29 protein-coding genes and 1 pseudogene are annotated in these 15,672 nt (G+C 56.8%); 9 read left to right on the forward strand and 21 right to left on the reverse strand.

What is annotated here, in order from left to right; genetic code table 11:
- Nucleotides 1-50 precede the first annotated feature (50 nt).
- From ACPYOJ_RS09945 to ACPYOJ_RS09975, 7 genes are all read right to left on the reverse strand, one after another.
- On the reverse strand, nt 51-743 hold the full coding sequence (locus ACPYOJ_RS09945) for a hypothetical protein (RefSeq protein WP_481416096.1): 693 nt from the start codon (nt 741-743) through the stop codon (nt 51-53).
- Nucleotides 740-1,051, reverse strand: coding sequence for a hypothetical protein (locus tag ACPYOJ_RS09950; RefSeq protein WP_481416097.1), 312 nt, complete (start codon nt 1,049-1,051; stop codon nt 740-742). The genes ACPYOJ_RS09945 and ACPYOJ_RS09950 overlap by 4 nt, the downstream gene beginning before the upstream one ends.
- Nucleotides 1,048-1,245 (reverse strand): hypothetical protein, encoded by a 198-nt coding sequence (locus ACPYOJ_RS09955; protein ID WP_481416098.1) that lies wholly within the window; start codon nt 1,243-1,245, stop codon nt 1,048-1,050. The genes ACPYOJ_RS09950 and ACPYOJ_RS09955 overlap by 4 nt, the downstream gene beginning before the upstream one ends.
- A 108-nt stretch (nt 1,246-1,353) precedes the next feature.
- Nucleotides 1,354-1,578: a hypothetical protein gene (locus ACPYOJ_RS09960; RefSeq protein ID WP_481416099.1), complete on the reverse strand. Its 225-nt coding sequence runs from the start codon at nt 1,576-1,578 to the stop codon at nt 1,354-1,356.
- A 190-nt stretch (nt 1,579-1,768) separates the two neighbouring features.
- Complete coding sequence (locus ACPYOJ_RS09965) at nt 1,769-2,026, reverse strand: hypothetical protein (protein WP_481416100.1); 258 nt, start codon at nt 2,024-2,026, stop codon at nt 1,769-1,771.
- A gap of 23 nt (nt 2,027-2,049) precedes the next feature.
- Entirely contained in the window at nt 2,050-2,304 is a 255-nt protein-coding gene (locus ACPYOJ_RS09970; protein WP_481416101.1) for a hypothetical protein, read from the reverse strand.
- A 242-nt stretch (nt 2,305-2,546) separates the two neighbouring features.
- The gene (locus ACPYOJ_RS09975) at nt 2,547-2,786 is read right to left on the reverse strand and encodes a hypothetical protein (protein ID WP_481416102.1); all 240 of its coding nucleotides are present in this window, start codon (nt 2,784-2,786) and stop codon (nt 2,547-2,549) included.
- A gap of 116 nt (nt 2,787-2,902) precedes the next feature.
- Here ACPYOJ_RS09975 and ACPYOJ_RS09980 point away from each other — a divergent pair, with 116 nt between their 5' ends.
- From ACPYOJ_RS09980 to ACPYOJ_RS10000, 5 genes and pseudogenes are all read left to right on the forward strand, one after another.
- Complete coding sequence (locus ACPYOJ_RS09980) at nt 2,903-3,355, forward strand: lysozyme (RefSeq protein WP_481416103.1); 453 nt, start codon at nt 2,903-2,905, stop codon at nt 3,353-3,355.
- A gap of 318 nt (nt 3,356-3,673) precedes the next feature.
- Nucleotides 3,674-3,997, forward strand: a complete 324-nt coding sequence (locus tag ACPYOJ_RS09985) for a dehydrogenase (RefSeq protein WP_481416104.1) — start codon at nt 3,674-3,676, stop codon at nt 3,995-3,997.
- A 61-nt stretch (nt 3,998-4,058) separates the two neighbouring features.
- Nucleotides 4,059-4,376, forward strand: coding sequence for a hypothetical protein (locus ACPYOJ_RS09990; protein WP_481416105.1), 318 nt, complete (start codon nt 4,059-4,061; stop codon nt 4,374-4,376).
- A 232-nt stretch (nt 4,377-4,608) separates the two neighbouring features.
- Entirely contained in the window at nt 4,609-4,947 is a 339-nt protein-coding gene (locus ACPYOJ_RS09995; protein ID WP_481416106.1) for a hypothetical protein, read from the forward strand.
- A gap of 38 nt (nt 4,948-4,985) precedes the next feature.
- Nucleotides 4,986-5,247, forward strand: a pseudogene (locus tag ACPYOJ_RS10000) (phage holin family protein).
- Here ACPYOJ_RS10000 and ACPYOJ_RS10005 read toward each other — a convergent pair.
- The 4 genes from ACPYOJ_RS10005 to ACPYOJ_RS10020 form a co-directional block, all read right to left on the reverse strand.
- Entirely contained in the window at nt 5,240-5,680 is a 441-nt protein-coding gene (locus tag ACPYOJ_RS10005; protein WP_481416107.1) for a hypothetical protein, read from the reverse strand. The pseudogene ACPYOJ_RS10000 and the gene ACPYOJ_RS10005 overlap by 8 nt on opposite strands.
- Before the next feature lie 905 nt (nt 5,681-6,585).
- A complete protein-coding gene (locus tag ACPYOJ_RS10010) occupies nt 6,586-6,834 on the reverse strand; it encodes a DUF982 domain-containing protein (RefSeq protein ID WP_481416108.1) in 249 nt (82 codons plus the stop codon).
- 269 nt (nt 6,835-7,103) lie between these two features.
- On the reverse strand, nt 7,104-7,472 hold the full coding sequence (locus ACPYOJ_RS10015; RefSeq protein WP_481416109.1) for a DUF6894 family protein: 369 nt from the start codon (nt 7,470-7,472) through the stop codon (nt 7,104-7,106).
- Between the two features lie 434 nt (nt 7,473-7,906).
- Nucleotides 7,907-8,230, reverse strand: coding sequence for a hypothetical protein (locus tag ACPYOJ_RS10020; RefSeq protein WP_481416110.1), 324 nt, complete (start codon nt 8,228-8,230; stop codon nt 7,907-7,909).
- Nucleotides 8,231-8,464: 234 nt separating this feature from the next.
- On the opposite strand from ACPYOJ_RS10020, the gene ACPYOJ_RS10025 reads away from it, so the two are divergent.
- Nucleotides 8,465-9,430: a Hint domain-containing protein gene (locus ACPYOJ_RS10025; protein ID WP_481416111.1), complete on the forward strand. Its 966-nt coding sequence runs from the start codon at nt 8,465-8,467 to the stop codon at nt 9,428-9,430.
- A gap of 136 nt (nt 9,431-9,566) precedes the next feature.
- Here the strand turns inward: ACPYOJ_RS10025 and ACPYOJ_RS10030 are convergent, their stop codons facing one another.
- Nucleotides 9,567-9,788: a hypothetical protein gene (locus ACPYOJ_RS10030; RefSeq protein ID WP_481416112.1), complete on the reverse strand. Its 222-nt coding sequence runs from the start codon at nt 9,786-9,788 to the stop codon at nt 9,567-9,569.
- Between the two features lie 218 nt (nt 9,789-10,006).
- Between ACPYOJ_RS10030 and ACPYOJ_RS10035 the strand changes: the two genes are divergently transcribed.
- Complete coding sequence (locus ACPYOJ_RS10035) at nt 10,007-10,219, forward strand: hypothetical protein (RefSeq protein ID WP_481416113.1); 213 nt, start codon at nt 10,007-10,009, stop codon at nt 10,217-10,219.
- Between the two features lie 50 nt (nt 10,220-10,269).
- Nucleotides 10,270-10,587 carry an oxidoreductase gene (locus tag ACPYOJ_RS10040; protein ID WP_481416114.1) on the forward strand — a complete coding sequence of 106 codons (318 nt, stop codon included), beginning with the start codon at nt 10,270-10,272 and terminating at the stop codon, nt 10,585-10,587.
- A gap of 400 nt (nt 10,588-10,987) precedes the next feature.
- On the opposite strand, the gene ACPYOJ_RS10045 is transcribed toward ACPYOJ_RS10040, so the two are convergent.
- From ACPYOJ_RS10045 to ACPYOJ_RS10065, 5 genes are all read right to left on the reverse strand, one after another.
- Nucleotides 10,988-11,212, reverse strand: a complete 225-nt coding sequence (locus tag ACPYOJ_RS10045; RefSeq protein WP_481416115.1) for a hypothetical protein — start codon at nt 11,210-11,212, stop codon at nt 10,988-10,990.
- A 3-nt stretch (nt 11,213-11,215) separates the two neighbouring features.
- Complete coding sequence (locus tag ACPYOJ_RS10050; protein WP_481416116.1) at nt 11,216-11,470, reverse strand: hypothetical protein; 255 nt, start codon at nt 11,468-11,470, stop codon at nt 11,216-11,218.
- Nucleotides 11,471-11,601: 131 nt separating this feature from the next.
- A complete protein-coding gene (locus ACPYOJ_RS10055) occupies nt 11,602-11,907 on the reverse strand; it encodes a hypothetical protein (RefSeq protein WP_481416117.1) in 306 nt (101 codons plus the stop codon).
- Nucleotides 11,908-12,180: 273 nt separating this feature from the next.
- Nucleotides 12,181-12,372: a hypothetical protein gene (locus ACPYOJ_RS10060; protein ID WP_481416118.1), complete on the reverse strand. Its 192-nt coding sequence runs from the start codon at nt 12,370-12,372 to the stop codon at nt 12,181-12,183.
- Nucleotides 12,372-12,728, reverse strand: coding sequence for a hypothetical protein (locus ACPYOJ_RS10065; RefSeq protein ID WP_481416119.1), 357 nt, complete (start codon nt 12,726-12,728; stop codon nt 12,372-12,374). The genes ACPYOJ_RS10060 and ACPYOJ_RS10065 overlap by 1 nt, the downstream gene beginning before the upstream one ends.
- Nucleotides 12,729-12,975: 247 nt before the next feature.
- Here ACPYOJ_RS10065 and ACPYOJ_RS10070 point away from each other — a divergent pair, with 247 nt between their 5' ends.
- Entirely contained in the window at nt 12,976-13,239 is a 264-nt protein-coding gene (locus ACPYOJ_RS10070; protein WP_481416120.1) for a hypothetical protein, read from the forward strand.
- A 166-nt stretch (nt 13,240-13,405) separates the two neighbouring features.
- Here ACPYOJ_RS10070 and ACPYOJ_RS10075 read toward each other — a convergent pair whose 3' ends face one another.
- From ACPYOJ_RS10075 to ACPYOJ_RS10090, 4 genes are all read right to left on the reverse strand, one after another.
- Nucleotides 13,406-13,708 (reverse strand): hypothetical protein, encoded by a 303-nt coding sequence (locus ACPYOJ_RS10075; RefSeq protein WP_481416121.1) that lies wholly within the window; start codon nt 13,706-13,708, stop codon nt 13,406-13,408.
- A gap of 304 nt (nt 13,709-14,012) precedes the next feature.
- Nucleotides 14,013-14,561 (reverse strand): helix-turn-helix transcriptional regulator, encoded by a 549-nt coding sequence (locus ACPYOJ_RS10080; RefSeq protein WP_481416122.1) that lies wholly within the window; start codon nt 14,559-14,561, stop codon nt 14,013-14,015.
- On the reverse strand, nt 14,537-14,881 hold the full coding sequence (locus ACPYOJ_RS10085; protein ID WP_481416123.1) for a hypothetical protein: 345 nt from the start codon (nt 14,879-14,881) through the stop codon (nt 14,537-14,539). Before ACPYOJ_RS10085 ends, ACPYOJ_RS10080 begins: the two co-directional genes overlap by 25 nt.
- Before the next feature lie 122 nt (nt 14,882-15,003).
- Nucleotides 15,004-15,357, reverse strand: a complete 354-nt coding sequence (locus ACPYOJ_RS10090; protein WP_481416124.1) for a helix-turn-helix transcriptional regulator — start codon at nt 15,355-15,357, stop codon at nt 15,004-15,006.
- Nucleotides 15,358-15,672: the final 315 nt, after the last annotated feature.

Here is a 15,672-nt window from a genome sequence, read left to right on the forward strand (position 1 = left end):
TCGAGGTAGGACATTGAGCTCGTCACGTAGACGCTTCGAAGCTGGGACAATTACCCGCGCGCCGGTCTGTTCTGCTTTAGTCGAATATTCAGGCCGTCATAATCTGACCACGTGAGCCGCAAGATGTCCCCCTTGCGTTGACCCGTCCACAGACCGATCAGCATGGCCAGCCGGATTCCCGAGGGAACTTTCGATGCGACACAATCGAAATCCTCCTGCGTCCAGATCCTATCCCGTCTATCGACCTTGTATAGCCGACCACCGCGCTCACAAATGTTCACTGAGATCCGTCCACGATCCTTGGCGAAAGAAAGGACTCGCGCCAACGTCGACCAGGCGTAATCCGCTGCCCTTGGATGATGCGACATCATGTCGCGCCAAGCTTTGAATTTGCCGCGAGAACGTGCCTGTTGAAGATCGTCAATTGTAGTGTCGCCGAACCGGGCGCGAATAAGATCTAAATACCGTAGGTATTCGCGACGCGTACTGGGCCGCTTTGTGCGAAAGTCGGCAGATTCATTGTACTCTTGGATCAGAGCGGTAAGATTGTCGCACGCTGGACGGCGCTGTTTAGCTTTTGCAAAAGCATCTGGCAGAGCAGGATCGTCAGGCTGAAGTGGCTGTCCGTTTGGTGTACGCAAGAGGGGCCCGCAGCGCCAAGCATAGCAGTAGCAAATCGTCTCGCCCGTCGCCAGTGTCTTCTTGACCTTGGAAAGCCCCATAAGGCGCTGCTGGTCGGTCATGGCTGCGGATCCCCCCACTGTGCTTTGGCCCTCGTGCTCCGGTCCCTTTTCCACATGCCGAGGTTCTCTGTGCCGTCTGGCGCAGCCGCGGAAAAGCCTGCGGTAATGCCAAAGTATCCGTCGTAGAATTTACTTACCAACGGCACCGGCCGGCCGTCGTGAAGCGGATCGATGCGCGGAAAGCCCTTACGTTCCAGTTGTGGGACAACTGTCTTGATCCACATCGTGGATCGCTCCTTGCCCACGATAGCAATGGCAATCTCTTTGTCTGTGGCGAAGAGGGGCAGTTTCGAGAGGGCGTCAGTCACCTCCCATCCTCTGCGTGATCGGCGGCGAGCTTAGCTTTGATGCGATCAACCTCTTTTGGCTTCCGAAGCTTTTCGTACTCGCGCTCGCACCTATCCAGCAGAGGCTGCATGGGCGGGCCGTACTTGTCGACCAGCTCCGCAGCTATGAGCATGTCTGCTTCCATGTCCTCAATGGTGAATTCCCTTTTTCCCATTTACCAAACTCCACAGAACAACACAGATCTGCCGCCGGCACGAATGCCGAAGGCCTAGCAAGGTCTCCTCAGTGGTGGTGGTATGCGCGCGGATTGGTGGGGCCGCGGTTAGAAGCTATTGTCGCGAAATGGCGCGGTCAAGTTTGTTGTCGGTTCAGGATCCACCGGACTTTCCGTATTAACCGGCGTCAGATGCACATCCCCAATCGCCTGATATAGGTTGTAAAGTGCCGTTTGCGCCTCGGAAGCCAGCCGATACCAGTCAGCATGCGCCAGCACGGCAGGATGGGCACACAGGTGTCGATCGACTGAATCTAAGAACACCGCTGCCATTTGAGCGCCTCATGGCACCCAAAGGAAAGTGGCGCGAAGCGGTCCCTGAGTTCATCGATCGTTAGCTCGCGATCGTCAGCGGCTTCAGCAAGTTGATGTAGGCGATGTTGCTCAAGTTCTTCCGGAGAGAAGGTCGCAGAGGACGACTGGAAGGGGGATTCGCTCATCGAGTTTGTCCTTTTCGGCTGGACTATTTGCGGTAGTGGCCCTTCTCACACCAGTAGCGCGCCTTTACCCCCGGCTGCTCAGCGAACAAGTGAGCCGCTATCTGACGGTTCTCTGAGTTGTACCTCTCGCCATCATCGCTATCAAACGACGCCACATGCACTCGCATGTTTTCGTCAAGAAAACTGTTTCGATAGAGGGTGTATTGGTCGCTGTCGTCATTGCTGCAAGATGCTGTCAGGATAAGCGGCACGCAAAGAGCTAAGCGCGCGGCGGAATTCATTCTTCGGGTTCTCCATGGCGACCTCATTGTTCCCCGCGAATCTTCTGCAGGCTGAAGCCGATCTCGACCAGCGTTCCGAGCGCGACGGCAAAAATGATCGCATACGTGCCGCGATTTATGATTACTCCGGAGTTGGGTGCGGTACCCCCGTAACGACGCAGCGCCTCCTCGTATGGCCCGAGTAGCTCGGTAGCAATGATAAAGCCGTTCAGTAGCTGAAACGCGCCACCTATCAGAGTGAGCCAGGCGATGGCTCTGGCGAGTTTGGTAAAGATCATTGTGCCCCCCAGCACTATGGAAATTGCACGAAGTCGTGCAGTCAAGATCAGAACGGCCACGTGATCTCGTGGCGGCGACGTGACGTCAATCTGCCGCCCGACCCCGTTCTAAAGTTAACGGCAGTCGCGTCCTGTCGCAGCGTTTATATCATCCTGCGGTAAGGGCAAGGGGCGAACATCCATCACCCGTGGCTGGTTCTCCAAAGCTGACGACACTGAAGTTGCGGCAAGAAGACGGACGCTTACGCCGCAAATATCGCGGCGAGCCGATCGAGATCTGTGAGCCTTATTTCGTCCGAGACAGGCTCTGTGTCGTGTACGCGGAACCATTCCGCAGCTTCTCGTACGCGGTCGCCATGGGGCGAAGCATACGCGCCCAGCCTCAATGCCCATTCTCTGACTGTTTCGCGTTCCATGCGGCCAGCGCGATATCGATCGTGAACGGTTTTTGCCGATTTCATTAAATCAGTGATGCTATTCACTAGGCCCCCTATTATGCGCGGACATCACCCGTCTGCTCGTGGGGCGCGTGCCGATACGGTCTTCAATATCAGCCACCTGCGCCGGGAGGAGCATCGTTCTCAAGATACTCACGATATTGCACGGTTTGAGTATCGTCGGCTCTCTCGCGGTCCAGACCATCGGCGGTTACGAAGGGCTGAAGCTCTACGCGTACCGAGACGTTATCGGCGTCTGGACGGCATGCTACGGCGACACGAAGGGCATCAAGCCGGGGATGAAATTCTCCAAGGCGACTTGCGACAACATGCTTGTCGACAGCCTGATTGAGCACGAGCAGGGGATGCGCGCCTGTCTTAAGGCGCCGGATGCACTTCCGATCCAGACCTACGTCGCAGGCCTGTCGCTCACCTACAACATTGGCACCGGCGCGTTCTGCAAATCCACCGCGGCGCGCAAACTGAACGCCGGCGACATCCGCGGCGCGTACGATGCGCTCACCATGTTCAACAAGGCCGGCGGCCGCGTTGTTGGCGGCCTTGTGAAACGGCGAGCACAGGAAAAGACGCTCTGCCTAAAGGGGGTCGCATGATTGGCGCCGTAGCGAAACTCTTGGGCCTCAACAGCCTGGCCGCCTACGCCATCGTTGCTGCGCTGGCTGTGGCTCTTGCCGGCGGCCGTACTGGTACATCGACCATCGCGGATACGAGCGCGGGTACGAGCGGGCGGCGACCAAGTACACCGCGGAGATTACCGCCTTAAAGGCCGGCCGCCGCAATTGTCGCCCGCGACAAGGAAACAGAGCGCCAGGACGCAGCCAACAATGCCGCCAAGGCACGAGAGGCTGCGCGCATCGTTGCCGACGCGGCCGAAAAAGAATCCCTACAGAAGAAAATCGAGGAGCTGCAGCATGAAGCTGACCAAGATCCTGATGCTCGCCGCGTTGCTATTGACGCTCCCAGCGTGCGCCGCATCAACCAAGTCCGATAGGCTGGTCGTTCCGCCGGCACCGCCGAAATTGGCGCAGCCGGACAGCGTGTTGCAGGAAAAATGCAAAGGCCCGGTCGACATAGGCGACAAGCCGCTAGAGCAGGCCCGCCTAGAACAACTCTGGATCACCGACCGCGAGCGGCTGCTGTCTTGCGTCCGGCGCCATTTGGCGCTGCGCGACTTCTATGTCGATCGCGACGGCAGATTGGCGGCAAGCGGCAACGCCGGGAAGGAGAAACAATGAATCTGAAAACATGGGTGCATTGGCACCACATTAGCTTGGCCGTCGGCCTTGGGGCGTACACATGACGGGCGCTGAATTGATGGGCGTCGTCCTGTTCGGGATAACGGTATTCGGTACGATATTCGGTGTGTTCAAGTTCTTCGATAGCAAATTCGTAGCTCTGCACAAAAGGGCAGATGAGGGCGAGAAGGCGCTCGCCGACCACAAGCTACACATTGCAGAAACTTACGTGACGAAGGCAGGCATGCAGGAACAGACCAGCCAGATCATGAAGGCGATCGAGGGCGTCGGCAACCGCTTCGACAGCGGGATTGCTGGCCTGACAGATCGTCTGGACAGACTTTATGAAAGCCCGCCGCGACGGACGACGCGAAGCTAAGCGGTTGGCTTCTTTGGCTCAGTTGTGGCCACCGGCACCCTATATCGCGGCTGCAGATCATCAAGCATGATCGATATGCCCGCCGCGCGTCGCGTGTGTCGCAGCCGTGGACGCCGCAGAGAATGGCGCCCCGCTGATGGCGGCACTATCCCCACTTCTCCGGGTTGAGTAGCCCACGGGACCAGTTTAGCTGTCGAAGCGTTTGCTAACCGACCTAATCCGGGAGATTCCAATGCGTCGTTCCATCAGCGCCTTTCTCATCGTTTCAGCAATTGCCACTTCGTTCGCTGCCGTTCCGTCTATCGCTGCAGCTCAAGAGTTGCGCATTGGTCCAGACGGGGTACGGATCTATGACAGAGATCGCTATGATGACCGCCGCGCCAGCCGCCGTTGTGATCCTGACCTTGCTATGGATAAGGCGCGTGATCGGGGTATCCGCCGTGGGCATATTGTAAATTATTCGTCGAACTCTGTTGCTGTCGACGGAATGACGCGTAGAGGTCCCATGCGTGCGGAGTTTTACAACAAGCGCGGTTGCCCGATTATCCGGACCTTTTACCTCAATTATTAAGTGAGCGCACAAACCGCGCTGAATCGGCGGCGTCTTCCATAACGGGAGGCGCCGCTTTTGTTACCGTCTGGCCAAGTGAGGGCCGTCGCCGGTTCTTCGGCAAGGTTGTTGTTTTGGAAGTTCCCCATCGCGATCGGCATGGCCTTCATCGGGGATGGGCTGGCGTCTTGGCTGCATGTCGGGCAACAGGTGAGCACCGGGCTCGTTGCCGCTCTTGCCTATCTTGGGCCGCGCGGAACTGAGGCATTGTTCAACAGGTGGTTCGTGCGAAGCTATCGGGCGAGTAAGACCGCTACTTGAACATCTCTGGTGAGTACGTGCCGTCGCTTTGGAGATCTTGGGAACGCTGCTGCAGCCAATGGAGATACTGGTGAATGGACGTGGTCGTCTGATCGCCGTTTCCAGATTGAAAAGAATACTTGTCTGTTTCACCGCTCTGAATCAGATGAGTGATGTATTCGATCCGTGGCTGAAGCTCTGTCTCAGGAAGAGTCGCGACGTTGGTCATAAACATCGCGTTGCTTTCGGACTTCGGATTGAAGAACTCTGGATTGGCCGCAGTCTGCGCGTCATAGTCTGCCTTAAGTTGTTTGTTACGTATCTCAAATGCATCGAACTCTGCCTTCAGCGCCCCCGTTAACGGCTTCGCGACACCAGGCGGTAATTTCCTCCACTGGACATTTGAGTATTTATCTGGATCCACCAAGTTCAGGATCGGCGTAGGTATGTCCATAAAATCCTCGGTTCAAAGCTGCTGCAAGGGAACTCCATATTGCTGCAGTTGCCTTGCTTGGAGCTGTGCTCAACCAGTCCGAGATCCTGATCCTTTGCGATCCATGTTCGGCAATCCGCATGATCAGTGTCATCGGCATATGGCCGCGGCACTGAGCGTTGCCTTTGCCGATATTGTCCGGCGATTGCACGCACTACGGAGAGCTAGTACGACCAGGGCTCGCCCAAACGTGTCAGAATGGCGAGCCCCGTCGCGTACCACATCGCCGGGTCGGGGCGCCGACCCAATGCCGTGGCGCGGTGCTGTGCTTGACGCTACAGCACGAAAATCAAAGCTCTGGTAATGCCTGCTCGTCAATAATCAATTAGGGTTAGGATCGAAGGGCCCGCTCCTACGGAAAAGCGAGCCCTTGCCGCGCCTAATGAGTCCCCTAGCCATTAGGCGCGGGATTGACCACGCGGCACCCGGAGAGGGGTGTCATCCGGTTGAACAGGAGGAACTGCCACGCAGCTCAAGCGTGTAGAACAAGGATGGCCCTACAAGGTTCCAAAAAAAACGGGCAATGGGAGATTTCAGGGAATGGTGACCGCGCGGTGCCAGGACGAAGGGTCGGTCATCGCTGGCGTTTAACAGACGGCTGCCGCACGGCCATATCGATAACCAATCGGCGCCAGCGTACGTTCCAGTCCGCTAGCGTACAGACAAAAAGGACCTGTAGGTGGGGGCGGGCCAATGCGCAATCCGGCGGATTGACGAGGAGGACGGGCTTCGCGTTCCGGTCCAACAGCGTACTTACTCCGGTCGAGGCTCCTCAACATGATTCCGCCGGTTTGGTTGAGCGAGGGCACGTTCTGCTGTGTCTGTAAGACCAACGGCCGACTTTTGTCGCTGGTGGAAAGGCAGGATCAGTACCGGATCCATAGCCCGGCTTCTCTGGCGGCGGCAATGAAAGCAGCTCGTGCCGCCTCGTGCGTCATCCGATTGTCGAGTGCCGCGAGACAAACTTCTTGTGCACGAAAGAAAGCCGGACCGGGCGTCCTGGGCAACCGGGTTGTCAGCAATTTCAAGGCAGCACGTGTTCCTGTGATTACGTCGAACCGCGCGCCGGGCCCCAGCTGCAATTCAACAATGGTCGTCCAGGCTCCGTCATTCATAGCCGCTCCTCGTGAACTGGAGAGCGGCTAAACAAAGGCCATGTTGGAAAGTTCCCAACTTTGCCGAAGACGTGCTGTCACCATGGCTTACTCTTGGAAGACGACGGCCAGCGGCAGTCGGGATCATTCATCGGACTCCCAGGGGGCCGTGCCCCCGGCAGGCCGGGTTTCGCTGCAGTTCCGGTATGCTGGCGAGCGATCAAAAAGGAGCCCACCAAACGCGGCAGCTTGGCTAGCTAAGATGGAAAAGGCGCCATTGGTGCCGAATCTTAATCCGGTAACGTGATCCTGAAGGGGAAAACCGCATCGATATTCCCATTTTCATCGACGACTACGAACCGCTCTTCACCGATAGGTTGGCCTTGGACGACTAGTCCCGCGACTATTTCGCGCGCCGCTTGGAGCGCCTCTTCTTGGACGGCCGCGATGTCAGGCAGATCGAGACCTTCGTGGTCCTCGATGGTCTGATCGCCTGCGCGGATATGAAAATAATACCTTGCCATTGAACACCCCGAGGGAGAACGGCGTCTTGCAGTGTCCTGATGACCGAACAGGTAACGCATCACATTGTTCCTGTCGCCGATGGCGCCAGCAAGCAGCTTTTCAGCTTGCGCTACTTGGGCGCGGCGGCGCGCCATTCCCGGTCCCGCTGCCAAGTCGAGCCTCACGTAACCGTGCGGTCTTGGCCTCGCGTTGAAGGCGTTCCCCTTCGACAATCGCCTTGGCAACTTCATTCGTGTGTTCGAATTTTGCTTGTCGCTCACTAGCGGATGGGTGTCCCAACTCTCCCTCCGTTGCTAATTGGGAACCAACGGGGCCATTCAGAGGTGGCGAGGATTAACAACGGGCTACTCTCTTAAACGGGCTGCTTGAAAACCTAGCCCTACAGGGACCCAGCTTCAAGGATCAGTCCGTTGCCGTACGGGCAAAAACCAAGCCCCGCCAAAGAGGGGCAATGTGATCCAGAGGACCGCGCGGCCTTCCAAGGGCAAGGAAGGGCAAAATAATCAGCCTGCCACGATCCCAACAGTTAAACGATAGGACGTCGCTCAGGTTCCGGTTTGGAGGCGTACTAGGCCTTGAACCGTTGAGGCATTTGCTTTTGTGGGAGTTGCTGGTCGATGAGCTCGCGCGCAAGTGCGGTGATGCCACCGTCGTCGGCTGGATCCGTCTCCAGTAACTCCAGTGCGCGCTCAAATATTGCTCTTTGCTCCTCTCTGGCGATGATCCCTTTCTGCTCAAGATGTTCCATCAGCGCAGCATGAAGTGCTGCGGTGGAAAGAGACACGGCGGATGAGGGGATAAGGATGGGGTCTGCAACGACCGTAACATCAACCCTTCCCGAAGAGAGGCGGCTTTTAGCTGCTCTCCAGAATCGGCTGCACGATTCAATCATGGGCACGTTTCCTCCAGCCATTGAAACGCCCGGTAGCGTACCGCAAGCCTAGAAGCTCTGGAAGACGGCCTTAGGTCCTACAGATCATTGGAATAGCTGCCAGATAGCCAACAGCCCCTACCAGCGCAGCGGTCGCGAGCGTCTGGCATTCCTGGTGTTACACCACCCCTCCAAAAGACTGAGAGGCCCCTCCTTTGCCTGAACCATTGTCGTTATGGCTGCGGCGGGCAGCCAATGGGACAGCTTTCCCACATAGACATTTCGCTAGAAAATAGGGGCCAAATATCTCCGAAATGTAAGTCAAAGGAGAGAGCTATGTCGGCAAAAGAACGACCATCACAGCTCAATCAAGCACGGCGTCATTTCCTCGGTCTCGCTGCTGCAACAGGTGCCAGGGTAGCGGCGATGGGTATCGCCGGTTCAACTATGCTTTCGGGGTTCAGCGCCCAAGCACAGAGCCGCGGCAACGGCAATGGGAACAACGGGAATGGCAATGGTAACGGCGGTGGGAATGGCAACGGCAACAACGGCAACGGCAACGGAAATGGTGGCGGCCGGTGCTTTCTTCGTGGCACTTCTATTCTAACCTGGACAGGCGAGAGACGCGTCGAGGATCTTCAGGTCGGCGACCTTGTCTTATCCCAACCCGGTCCGGTCAAGCCGGTTAAATGGATCGGTCGTAGCCTCTACAAGCGAAGCGGTTCTTCCTGGAATGCCGACATCGTGCCGATCCGCATTTCACGGCATGCGCTGAACGAGCGGACACCTTACCGGGATCTCTATCTGTCACCTGGCCATGCTCTGTTCATTGATGGCAGCCTTATCTTGGTGAAGGACCTCGTCAATGGAATGTCTATTGTGCCGGTCCCTCCTGCCGACGGCGAGGTGATCGAATATTTCCACGTGGTGCTCGAAACCCATGAAGTGATCTTCGCCGAAGGAGCGCCCGCCGAAAGCTTCCTTCTCTGGGGCGATAATTACGAGGGCTTCACGAATTTCGCTGAGTTCGCCCGCCTCTATCCTGGTGGCTTTACGATGAAGCCATTTGCGCGGGTCGCCGGCTTCGAGTCCGGCCGGGATCACCTGAAGGCTCTTCTGCGTCTAGGGATGCATCCTTTTCGCCCAATAGCTGACGCGCGCGAACCAATCGATCGCGCCTATGAGAGAATTGCAGCCCGCGCCGAGCAATTGATGGCTTGAAACCAAGCTGCTTGCCCTGACGGAGAAGCCCGAACGGCGCCGCCAAGCTGCCGATGAGGCCGGCAAGCGCGTAAGTGTGGCCCGTTTCCATCTGCCAGCGGCTGGTGCCGAAGTCGCCCCCGGAGCGTCCATAAGATCAGGTCAAATGGTTCGTTACGAGTAGCCTATTGCCCCTGATCAGTTCGATGACCCCGTCCTGCTCCAGACTTTTCAAGGCGACGTAAAGCTCGTCCGGTGTGAACCCAGCGGCGCTAAGTGGTACGCCGATGTCATACAGATCGATTGGGTACTGAAGGGCAGCCCCAAGCGCCCGTAGGCGTTCCACAATGGCAGCTTTGGTTTCGTCAAGTCGGCTCACGGTCCCTCCTCCCCAAAAAGCCAAAAAAAAGCCCCGCCGGAGCGGGGCGAGTTCGCCTGTAGCAACAGTTCAACCACCAAGGCTGCGCTATGTTCCGGTACGGTGGCGTACGGTTAGAAGCCATCTGACAGCGAGGCATTACCCGCTTGGTACGGCACCGGACATAAGCTGTCAGGAACCGACCCTTCCCACCAAAGTTCGGGCACACGGAGGTTCGGATGGTACGCGAGAAATTGACACAGGGACCAAAAGCCGAGGTCTTACAACAGATAGATGGCTCCTGGTCAGTTTTCGATACGGAAAGCGGTCTGCCCGTCGAGGCGTCGGGACGGAAGCTCACTGGTTTGACCCGTAAGGACGCTGATGAAATAGCCGCGCAGCTTAATGCGGCCTCCATCGATCACATTTCGGATACCGATTTGGAACCCTGAAAGAGCAACGTAGTTCGGTGGCTTCAACCGAAGCAAAAAAGGAGAATCCAATGCTTCTGAAGCTCATCACGGTCTCTGCTCTTTCGATCGGTCTTGCAACGTCGGCCATGGCTCAGGCTAGCGGCGGCTCAGGTGGGACTGGCGGTTCCGGTTCTGGTGGTTCTGGCAGCACGAGCGGCTCTGGCAGCACCGGCGGTTCTAAAGGCGCGCAAAATCAGAACACGAACGGTAACTTCAACGGCGGGACTGATGCCGCCGGCGGTGATATCAGGGAGTCCTCGGACTGCGTTCAGGGCAAGACAGCAACCAACAAGACGGGTAAGCCCGTACCTGGTACAGCCAAGGATGCCGGTGGCAACTGCCAGTAACGCGATCGGTCAGCCAAGAGAGGGGCCCCGCGCAGAGCCTGCGGAGGGTGGCGGAAGGGAAGCCTAAGTGTTGCCTCCAAAGAGCCTTAAGCCTCCCTCCCTCTGGCATTCGAGATTTCCTCCTGGACAGGATGCTCAGTCCCCGCGATGCGTCCTGTGTAAGCCGCACTGACGGTTGCCATGACGGCATATTAGCCGTGCCCGAAATGTTTGAAAAGGAGCTCGGCCTGAATACGGCGATCCTAGACGGGGAGACGGTTGTCTATGACGAGCAGGGCCGGTCTGATTGTCGGTCCTTAAGCGGACTTTGAAGGGTCCTTAAGGGATCGGATACAATCTGAAAATTCCGGAAGCTCGTTGTTGTTTGACACGTGGTGCCGGAATACTCCCTGCATAGGGATCACTCAAGGGATTTCGTTAAGCGGAGCCTTGAGGTGCCCTCGATCAATTCGATGACCTGTTCCCCCTCCAGATCCTGCAGGGCCATGTAAACCTCGTCCTCAGTAAACCCCTCGGCGTCCAGCGGGATAGCGATGGTGAACAGATTGATCACAGTCTTGGGTGTAGCCTCAAGGGATCTTAGGTGACTCATAATGGCGGCTTTGGTTTCGTTTAATCGGCTCATTGTTTATCGGTTCCTGGCGGCAGTGAAATAGCGTTCAATCTCATCTTCAATTGCAATACAAAGTGCGTCGTATTTCGCGATCAGCTTCTTGTCGTTTCCCTCGACGCGCAGCTTATCTCGGTACCTAACGGCATCCGCATAGCTCTCGACAAGCTCGGCCCACCAATGGGCGGTCTTAGCATGGCAACGGAGATGCGGACGGCGCACCAGAAGGGACGCTAATCCGAACCGGAATTTGTCTGAACGCATGTATTCCATTGCCCGAGAACCAGCCTGAAGCGGAGTTTATCTCGGACCCGAAATGTTTGGTAGATTTTCTGAACAACTAATGGAATATGCGGTATGGCCGCATCGACAGCAGCCATTACGCCTGGTGCACTCGTGTTCCCTCAATCGACATCCTTGCTTCCTCGCATCTCGTTGTGCCTCATCAGCCGGTGATAATAGTCCTCGACCATGCGCGAGGCTTCCCGAGCCGTGGGGCAAAATCCCTGATGCGGGAGCAGCCTCTCCCGGACGTTCGGGCCCTGACCGCTCCATTGCCATTGCGCGCGCTTCGGTCCGGCATCCTCAAGACGAATGCGGCCGATCGGGACTTCCCCATCCAGACCAATGAAATCTTGCAATGGCTTGCCGTCGAGGCCGGTCTCTCCTGGCCACGTCTCCTGCCATCGGTACAGCGGCTTATACCCCATGCCGCTTGATGTTCTCAGTCCTCAATGCACTTTCTTGGGCGCGTCTTCGATCATTTCGAGGATCTGCACCAGCCCGAGAACTGCGTTCGGTCAGAGATGCGACGGGATCAAGCCTGACTTTTCGGCCGGCTCTCCCGTACGACGATCGATGATGGTCCAACTGCCATCGGCTTCCTGCATGGTGGAAAACCTGTTCTGCTTCACGCTTTGCCTCCCTGTTGAATGGCAATATCAACTGGAAGACGGGCCTGGGTCTAGTGGCGCCTTTCACGTTTAGCGGTCGTACTTCGGCGACCAGCCCCGAACCATACCGCGGCTGATCGCGCTTTCCGTCAAAGCGAGTTGAAGCCTCAGATGACGGATGTCGGCCAACAGCGTTGCTATCGTGGCCTTGGCGTCGTCGTCGTGAAAGGCGAGGGCGGCTTCGATCTCGTAGTCGATATCCTCCTTTGTGGCCGGATGCATCAGAGAACGAACCCTTCGGCTCTTGCCGTGTCAAGAACCAATTGGATCGCGCTATCGGGGCTCTCGTCGTAGGCAAACCAAGCAGGTTTGCCCGATGCATCCTCTCCGTTGATGATCGATCGGAAGACGCCGCAAGCAACCCCGCGGTTGCAATCCACGGCGACCTCCAACTGACCCATTGGCGCGCCGGAACCCATATCGTAGGCTCCGGCTACGAAGAGGTGCATCTGCTCGATATCGGCGCCTGCCTCCAGCGCAGCAATCAGACGCGGGTGCGCGTCAGTGATAGTGGCTTCGTAAGGCGGTGTCCAATAGGTGCCTTGCTCCAATTCCTCTTCCTTCGGCTGCCGGGGCATAACCGTTCTCCTTTTACCGAATTGTCAAGCAGGCGGCCGTGGCCGTTTGTTCTTATTATGTTCTCATTCGGAAGAGAGGGTCAAGACATCTTCTTCAGGATGGCGAGCAGCCGCCTGCCGCTGAAGCCGGCGGTGTCGTAGCCCGTTGATGAGGAGAGCGCCGCCCATTCGGGTGATATTAATGTGTTCGAGCGAGGCGTAGTGTTCTATTTGGCTTTGATTTCCGGGGCCACACGAGGAGAACGCAATGCCTACCATATTGGCCTATCACGACGTCAAAGACGTCAAACATTGGCTCGCTTCACCACGCCGCGAAGAGGTTTTCGAGCCCATCGGCTGCACAAACATTCGCACGTTTGTCGATCCACAAGCGTCCAACCGAGTTGGCCTGGTGATGGACGTTGCCGACATGGACCGCTTGAGTGAGTTTATGAAGACCAAGCCAGCGGCGGATGCGATGGAGTATGACGGAGTATTGCCCGAAACGTTGGTGATTCTAGTTCAATCGTAACCGCTCGGGGGCTGCGTCCTCCCGGCTCATGAGATTTAGATCTGGGATTGTGGCTATGACGCGGGCGAATGAACCCTCCGCGATTCTCCGTCCCCGGGGAGTTCTATGGCAATCGCTTGTGGAAAAGCCCGGCCGGCGAATTGCTCGACCGGGAAACCATTGAAAACTACTGCTTTATGGCGTGAATGATTATAGATCCCATGGAAACCTTTGGCGCATCCATGCTAATGTTTGCTGCATTTTTTGAGAGCCACTCCTTCGCAAGGCGAACACTCTCTTCAGTGCCGGCCTTGTCCCGGCAGACGGTCATCGATAGGCCGCCATCGCTTTCACTGCTACGCGCTAGAGTGTAGCTTTCAAATCCGGTGACTGAGCGCATAAGCTTTTCAACGTCTGCCTTATGCGTCTCCAGCAATGAGAACAGCTCTTTCGAGCCCTTACCTGAGTAAGTTCTTACAACGACGTCCATAATGGATTTCCAATTCAGGAATGCGTTCATCAACTGAACGCACGTGATGGAGAGCATCGATCAAAACCAACGGCTCCGGTCCTGCTGACCAGTATCCCTAATATGGGGCGCCTTCGACCGAATGCGAGTTAATAATGGCATGGCCTCTATGGCGATCGGAACCGGAAAAAGAAAAAGGCAGGCACCTCCCTCGGCGCCCACCTTTTTGATCTGTCTCAACAACAACTGCCAGTACATCCGTGGTCAGCCGCAAGAAACACGATGGGTTGAGTTTAGCTCAAGTTGTCGAGCGGTCAAGTAAGGCTTACGGAGCATGCTGCCACCACTTCATGATTCTCTCGGCCTCTGCCTTACCCTCCGCGGTGAGCGAGTATCTTGTCATGCCGTCAGCATCGTGGGTACCAGCGCGAACGGCGCCTTTATCAATCAAACACTGTATCGACGTAGGGCCGGCTTGCGGAATTTCGCCGATGTGGTTGGCCATGTAGATCAACACCCTTTGCAGCTTTCCATCCAAACCCATTTGAGGTTGGTATTTGGCTCGGCGCTTTTCCTTTTTCTCGCGCCACTCTCGCAGGCTATCGCGACCCTCGGAGCCTCCCCCATCGCGGTTCTCTCGCATCCACTTTTCATATGGATCTTCCTGCTGTTCGGGTGCCAGTTCGCTGATTTCGTCGAGCTTCGCGTCGATCGCTCGTTTGTCCCACTTTCGAGTGCCCGGCACGGCTGGCGGCATCTTGTGGGTCGCAACCCACAGGGAAAACGTGCCTGGCGCAGTTCCACAGTATTCCGCCGCTTCCTTGCGGCCAATAAGGCGAGGGGAGTCGGTCACCTGCGGTCCTTTCGTTCCCAAGCCTCAATTTCCCGCAACTCGTCCATACCCGTCTTCGTCAGCGCGAAACTGCGTGCGCCGTTACCGTCGCACCCGGAAGCGCGCACAACCTTTTTGTTTATGAGGATATCCATCGTTCGTTCTCCGGCGCCGCGGATAGAAGCGACCGTATCGCAGTCTGGATGATCTCGCATATAGCGAATAACCTTGATCAGTCGATCGTCTAGATCGCTCGGCTTGTGAAGTCTGTCGAGCATTTGCGCCAGTGTTGTCTTCTCTGAATGCCCAGCCTTTAAGCTATCGATCCACTTATCGATGTCGTGCACGTCGTAACGATGCATCCTGACGCCTTCGCCGAGCGCTATCGGGCGTATTGGACACACTGCGCCGAATGTCGCCGGCGAAAGGCTGCAATACTGCGCGACCTGACTTTTTGTGAGGAGGCGAGGGGTGATTGAAGCCCTCATTTCGCAGCAACCTGTCGTGCAGCAATCTTCGCTTCGATCCAATCGGTCACTTCAGCCTTCACGAAGGCCACTCGTCGATCGCCGAGCTCGACATGCTGAGGAAACCGGCCGCTCTCGCGGTATTTGTTAATCATCGTGCGCGACATCGATGTCATCTTCGCTGCAGCTTCGATCGAGATGAGAGTGTCATTGATGCTTTCAGCCTTCTTAGACTTTCGCCCACGGCGAGCCTCCAAGCCTGCCATGAACGCTGCTTGCACATCCTCGCGGCGCCATCCCATTTCGGAGTCGATCGGCTGGGCACTGCGAGCGTAAGCGAGGGCTGCTGATTGGGAATCTGATTTCGTCATGGCCCACCACGGGTTGCTGAAGAGGTCGCAGCCGGCACGAATGCCGAGAGCAGTTCAAGTCCTCTTCGGTGGTGGCGGGCAGGAAAGCCGTCGCGGATTGGTGGGCCGCAGTTAGAAGCTATTGTCGCGAAATGGCGCGGTCAAGGGGCAACGATCGGAGGTTCGATCGCCAGAGCCTCGGTCCATATTTCCCGCGCACGACTTTCAAGCTGCTCTTCTTCGTGCACCCCTTCTTTCCATAGGCCCAGCAAGAGCGTAGCGATTTGTACAACAGCTCTTCTATCTCGCTCGACTCCATTCTCTCGACAGAGCGTC

Source organism: Rhizobium sp. SVR5-9E (assembly GCF_056755095.1).

Bases quoted from the DNA above. Each gene is read 5' to 3' on its own strand.
- ACPYOJ_RS09945 (WP_481416096.1), bottom strand. From the start codon at position 743: ATGACCGACCAGCAGCGCCTTATGGGGCTTTCCAAGGTCAAGAAGACA.
- ACPYOJ_RS09955 (WP_481416098.1), bottom strand. From the start codon at position 1,245: ATGGGAAAAAGGGAATTCACCATTGAGGACATGGAAGCAGACATGCTC.
- ACPYOJ_RS09960 (WP_481416099.1), bottom strand. From the start codon at position 1,578: ATGGCAGCGGTGTTCTTAGATTCAGTCGATCGACACCTGTGTGCCCAT.
- ACPYOJ_RS09965 (WP_481416100.1), bottom strand. From the start codon at position 2,026: ATGAATTCCGCCGCGCGCTTAGCTCTTTGCGTGCCGCTTATCCTGACA.
- ACPYOJ_RS09970 (WP_481416101.1), bottom strand. From the start codon at position 2,304: ATGATCTTTACCAAACTCGCCAGAGCCATCGCCTGGCTCACTCTGATA.
- ACPYOJ_RS09985 (WP_481416104.1), top strand. From the start codon at position 3,674: ATGAAGCTGACCAAGATCCTGATGCTCGCCGCGTTGCTATTGACGCTC.
- ACPYOJ_RS09990 (WP_481416105.1), top strand. From the start codon at position 4,059: ATGACGGGCGCTGAATTGATGGGCGTCGTCCTGTTCGGGATAACGGTA.
- ACPYOJ_RS09995 (WP_481416106.1), top strand. From the start codon at position 4,609: ATGCGTCGTTCCATCAGCGCCTTTCTCATCGTTTCAGCAATTGCCACT.
- ACPYOJ_RS10005 (WP_481416107.1), bottom strand. From the start codon at position 5,680: ATGGACATACCTACGCCGATCCTGAACTTGGTGGATCCAGATAAATAC.
- ACPYOJ_RS10010 (WP_481416108.1), bottom strand. From the start codon at position 6,834: ATGAATGACGGAGCCTGGACGACCATTGTTGAATTGCAGCTGGGGCCC.
- ACPYOJ_RS10015 (WP_481416109.1), bottom strand. From the start codon at position 7,472: ATGGCGCGCCGCCGCGCCCAAGTAGCGCAAGCTGAAAAGCTGCTTGCT.
- ACPYOJ_RS10020 (WP_481416110.1), bottom strand. From the start codon at position 8,230: ATGATTGAATCGTGCAGCCGATTCTGGAGAGCAGCTAAAAGCCGCCTC.
- ACPYOJ_RS10025 (WP_481416111.1), top strand. From the start codon at position 8,465: ATGGGACAGCTTTCCCACATAGACATTTCGCTAGAAAATAGGGGCCAA.
- ACPYOJ_RS10035 (WP_481416113.1), top strand. From the start codon at position 10,007: ATGGTACGCGAGAAATTGACACAGGGACCAAAAGCCGAGGTCTTACAA.
- ACPYOJ_RS10040 (WP_481416114.1), top strand. From the start codon at position 10,270: ATGCTTCTGAAGCTCATCACGGTCTCTGCTCTTTCGATCGGTCTTGCA.
- ACPYOJ_RS10045 (WP_481416115.1), bottom strand. From the start codon at position 11,212: ATGAGCCGATTAAACGAAACCAAAGCCGCCATTATGAGTCACCTAAGA.
- ACPYOJ_RS10050 (WP_481416116.1), bottom strand. From the start codon at position 11,470: ATGGAATACATGCGTTCAGACAAATTCCGGTTCGGATTAGCGTCCCTT.
- ACPYOJ_RS10055 (WP_481416117.1), bottom strand. From the start codon at position 11,907: ATGGGGTATAAGCCGCTGTACCGATGGCAGGAGACGTGGCCAGGAGAG.
- ACPYOJ_RS10060 (WP_481416118.1), bottom strand. From the start codon at position 12,372: ATGCATCCGGCCACAAAGGAGGATATCGACTACGAGATCGAAGCCGCC.
- ACPYOJ_RS10065 (WP_481416119.1), bottom strand. From the start codon at position 12,728: ATGCCCCGGCAGCCGAAGGAAGAGGAATTGGAGCAAGGCACCTATTGG.
- ACPYOJ_RS10070 (WP_481416120.1), top strand. From the start codon at position 12,976: ATGCCTACCATATTGGCCTATCACGACGTCAAAGACGTCAAACATTGG.
- ACPYOJ_RS10075 (WP_481416121.1), bottom strand. From the start codon at position 13,708: ATGGACGTCGTTGTAAGAACTTACTCAGGTAAGGGCTCGAAAGAGCTG.
- ACPYOJ_RS10085 (WP_481416123.1), bottom strand. From the start codon at position 14,881: ATGCATCGTTACGACGTGCACGACATCGATAAGTGGATCGATAGCTTA.
- ACPYOJ_RS10090 (WP_481416124.1), bottom strand. From the start codon at position 15,357: ATGACGAAATCAGATTCCCAATCAGCAGCCCTCGCTTACGCTCGCAGT.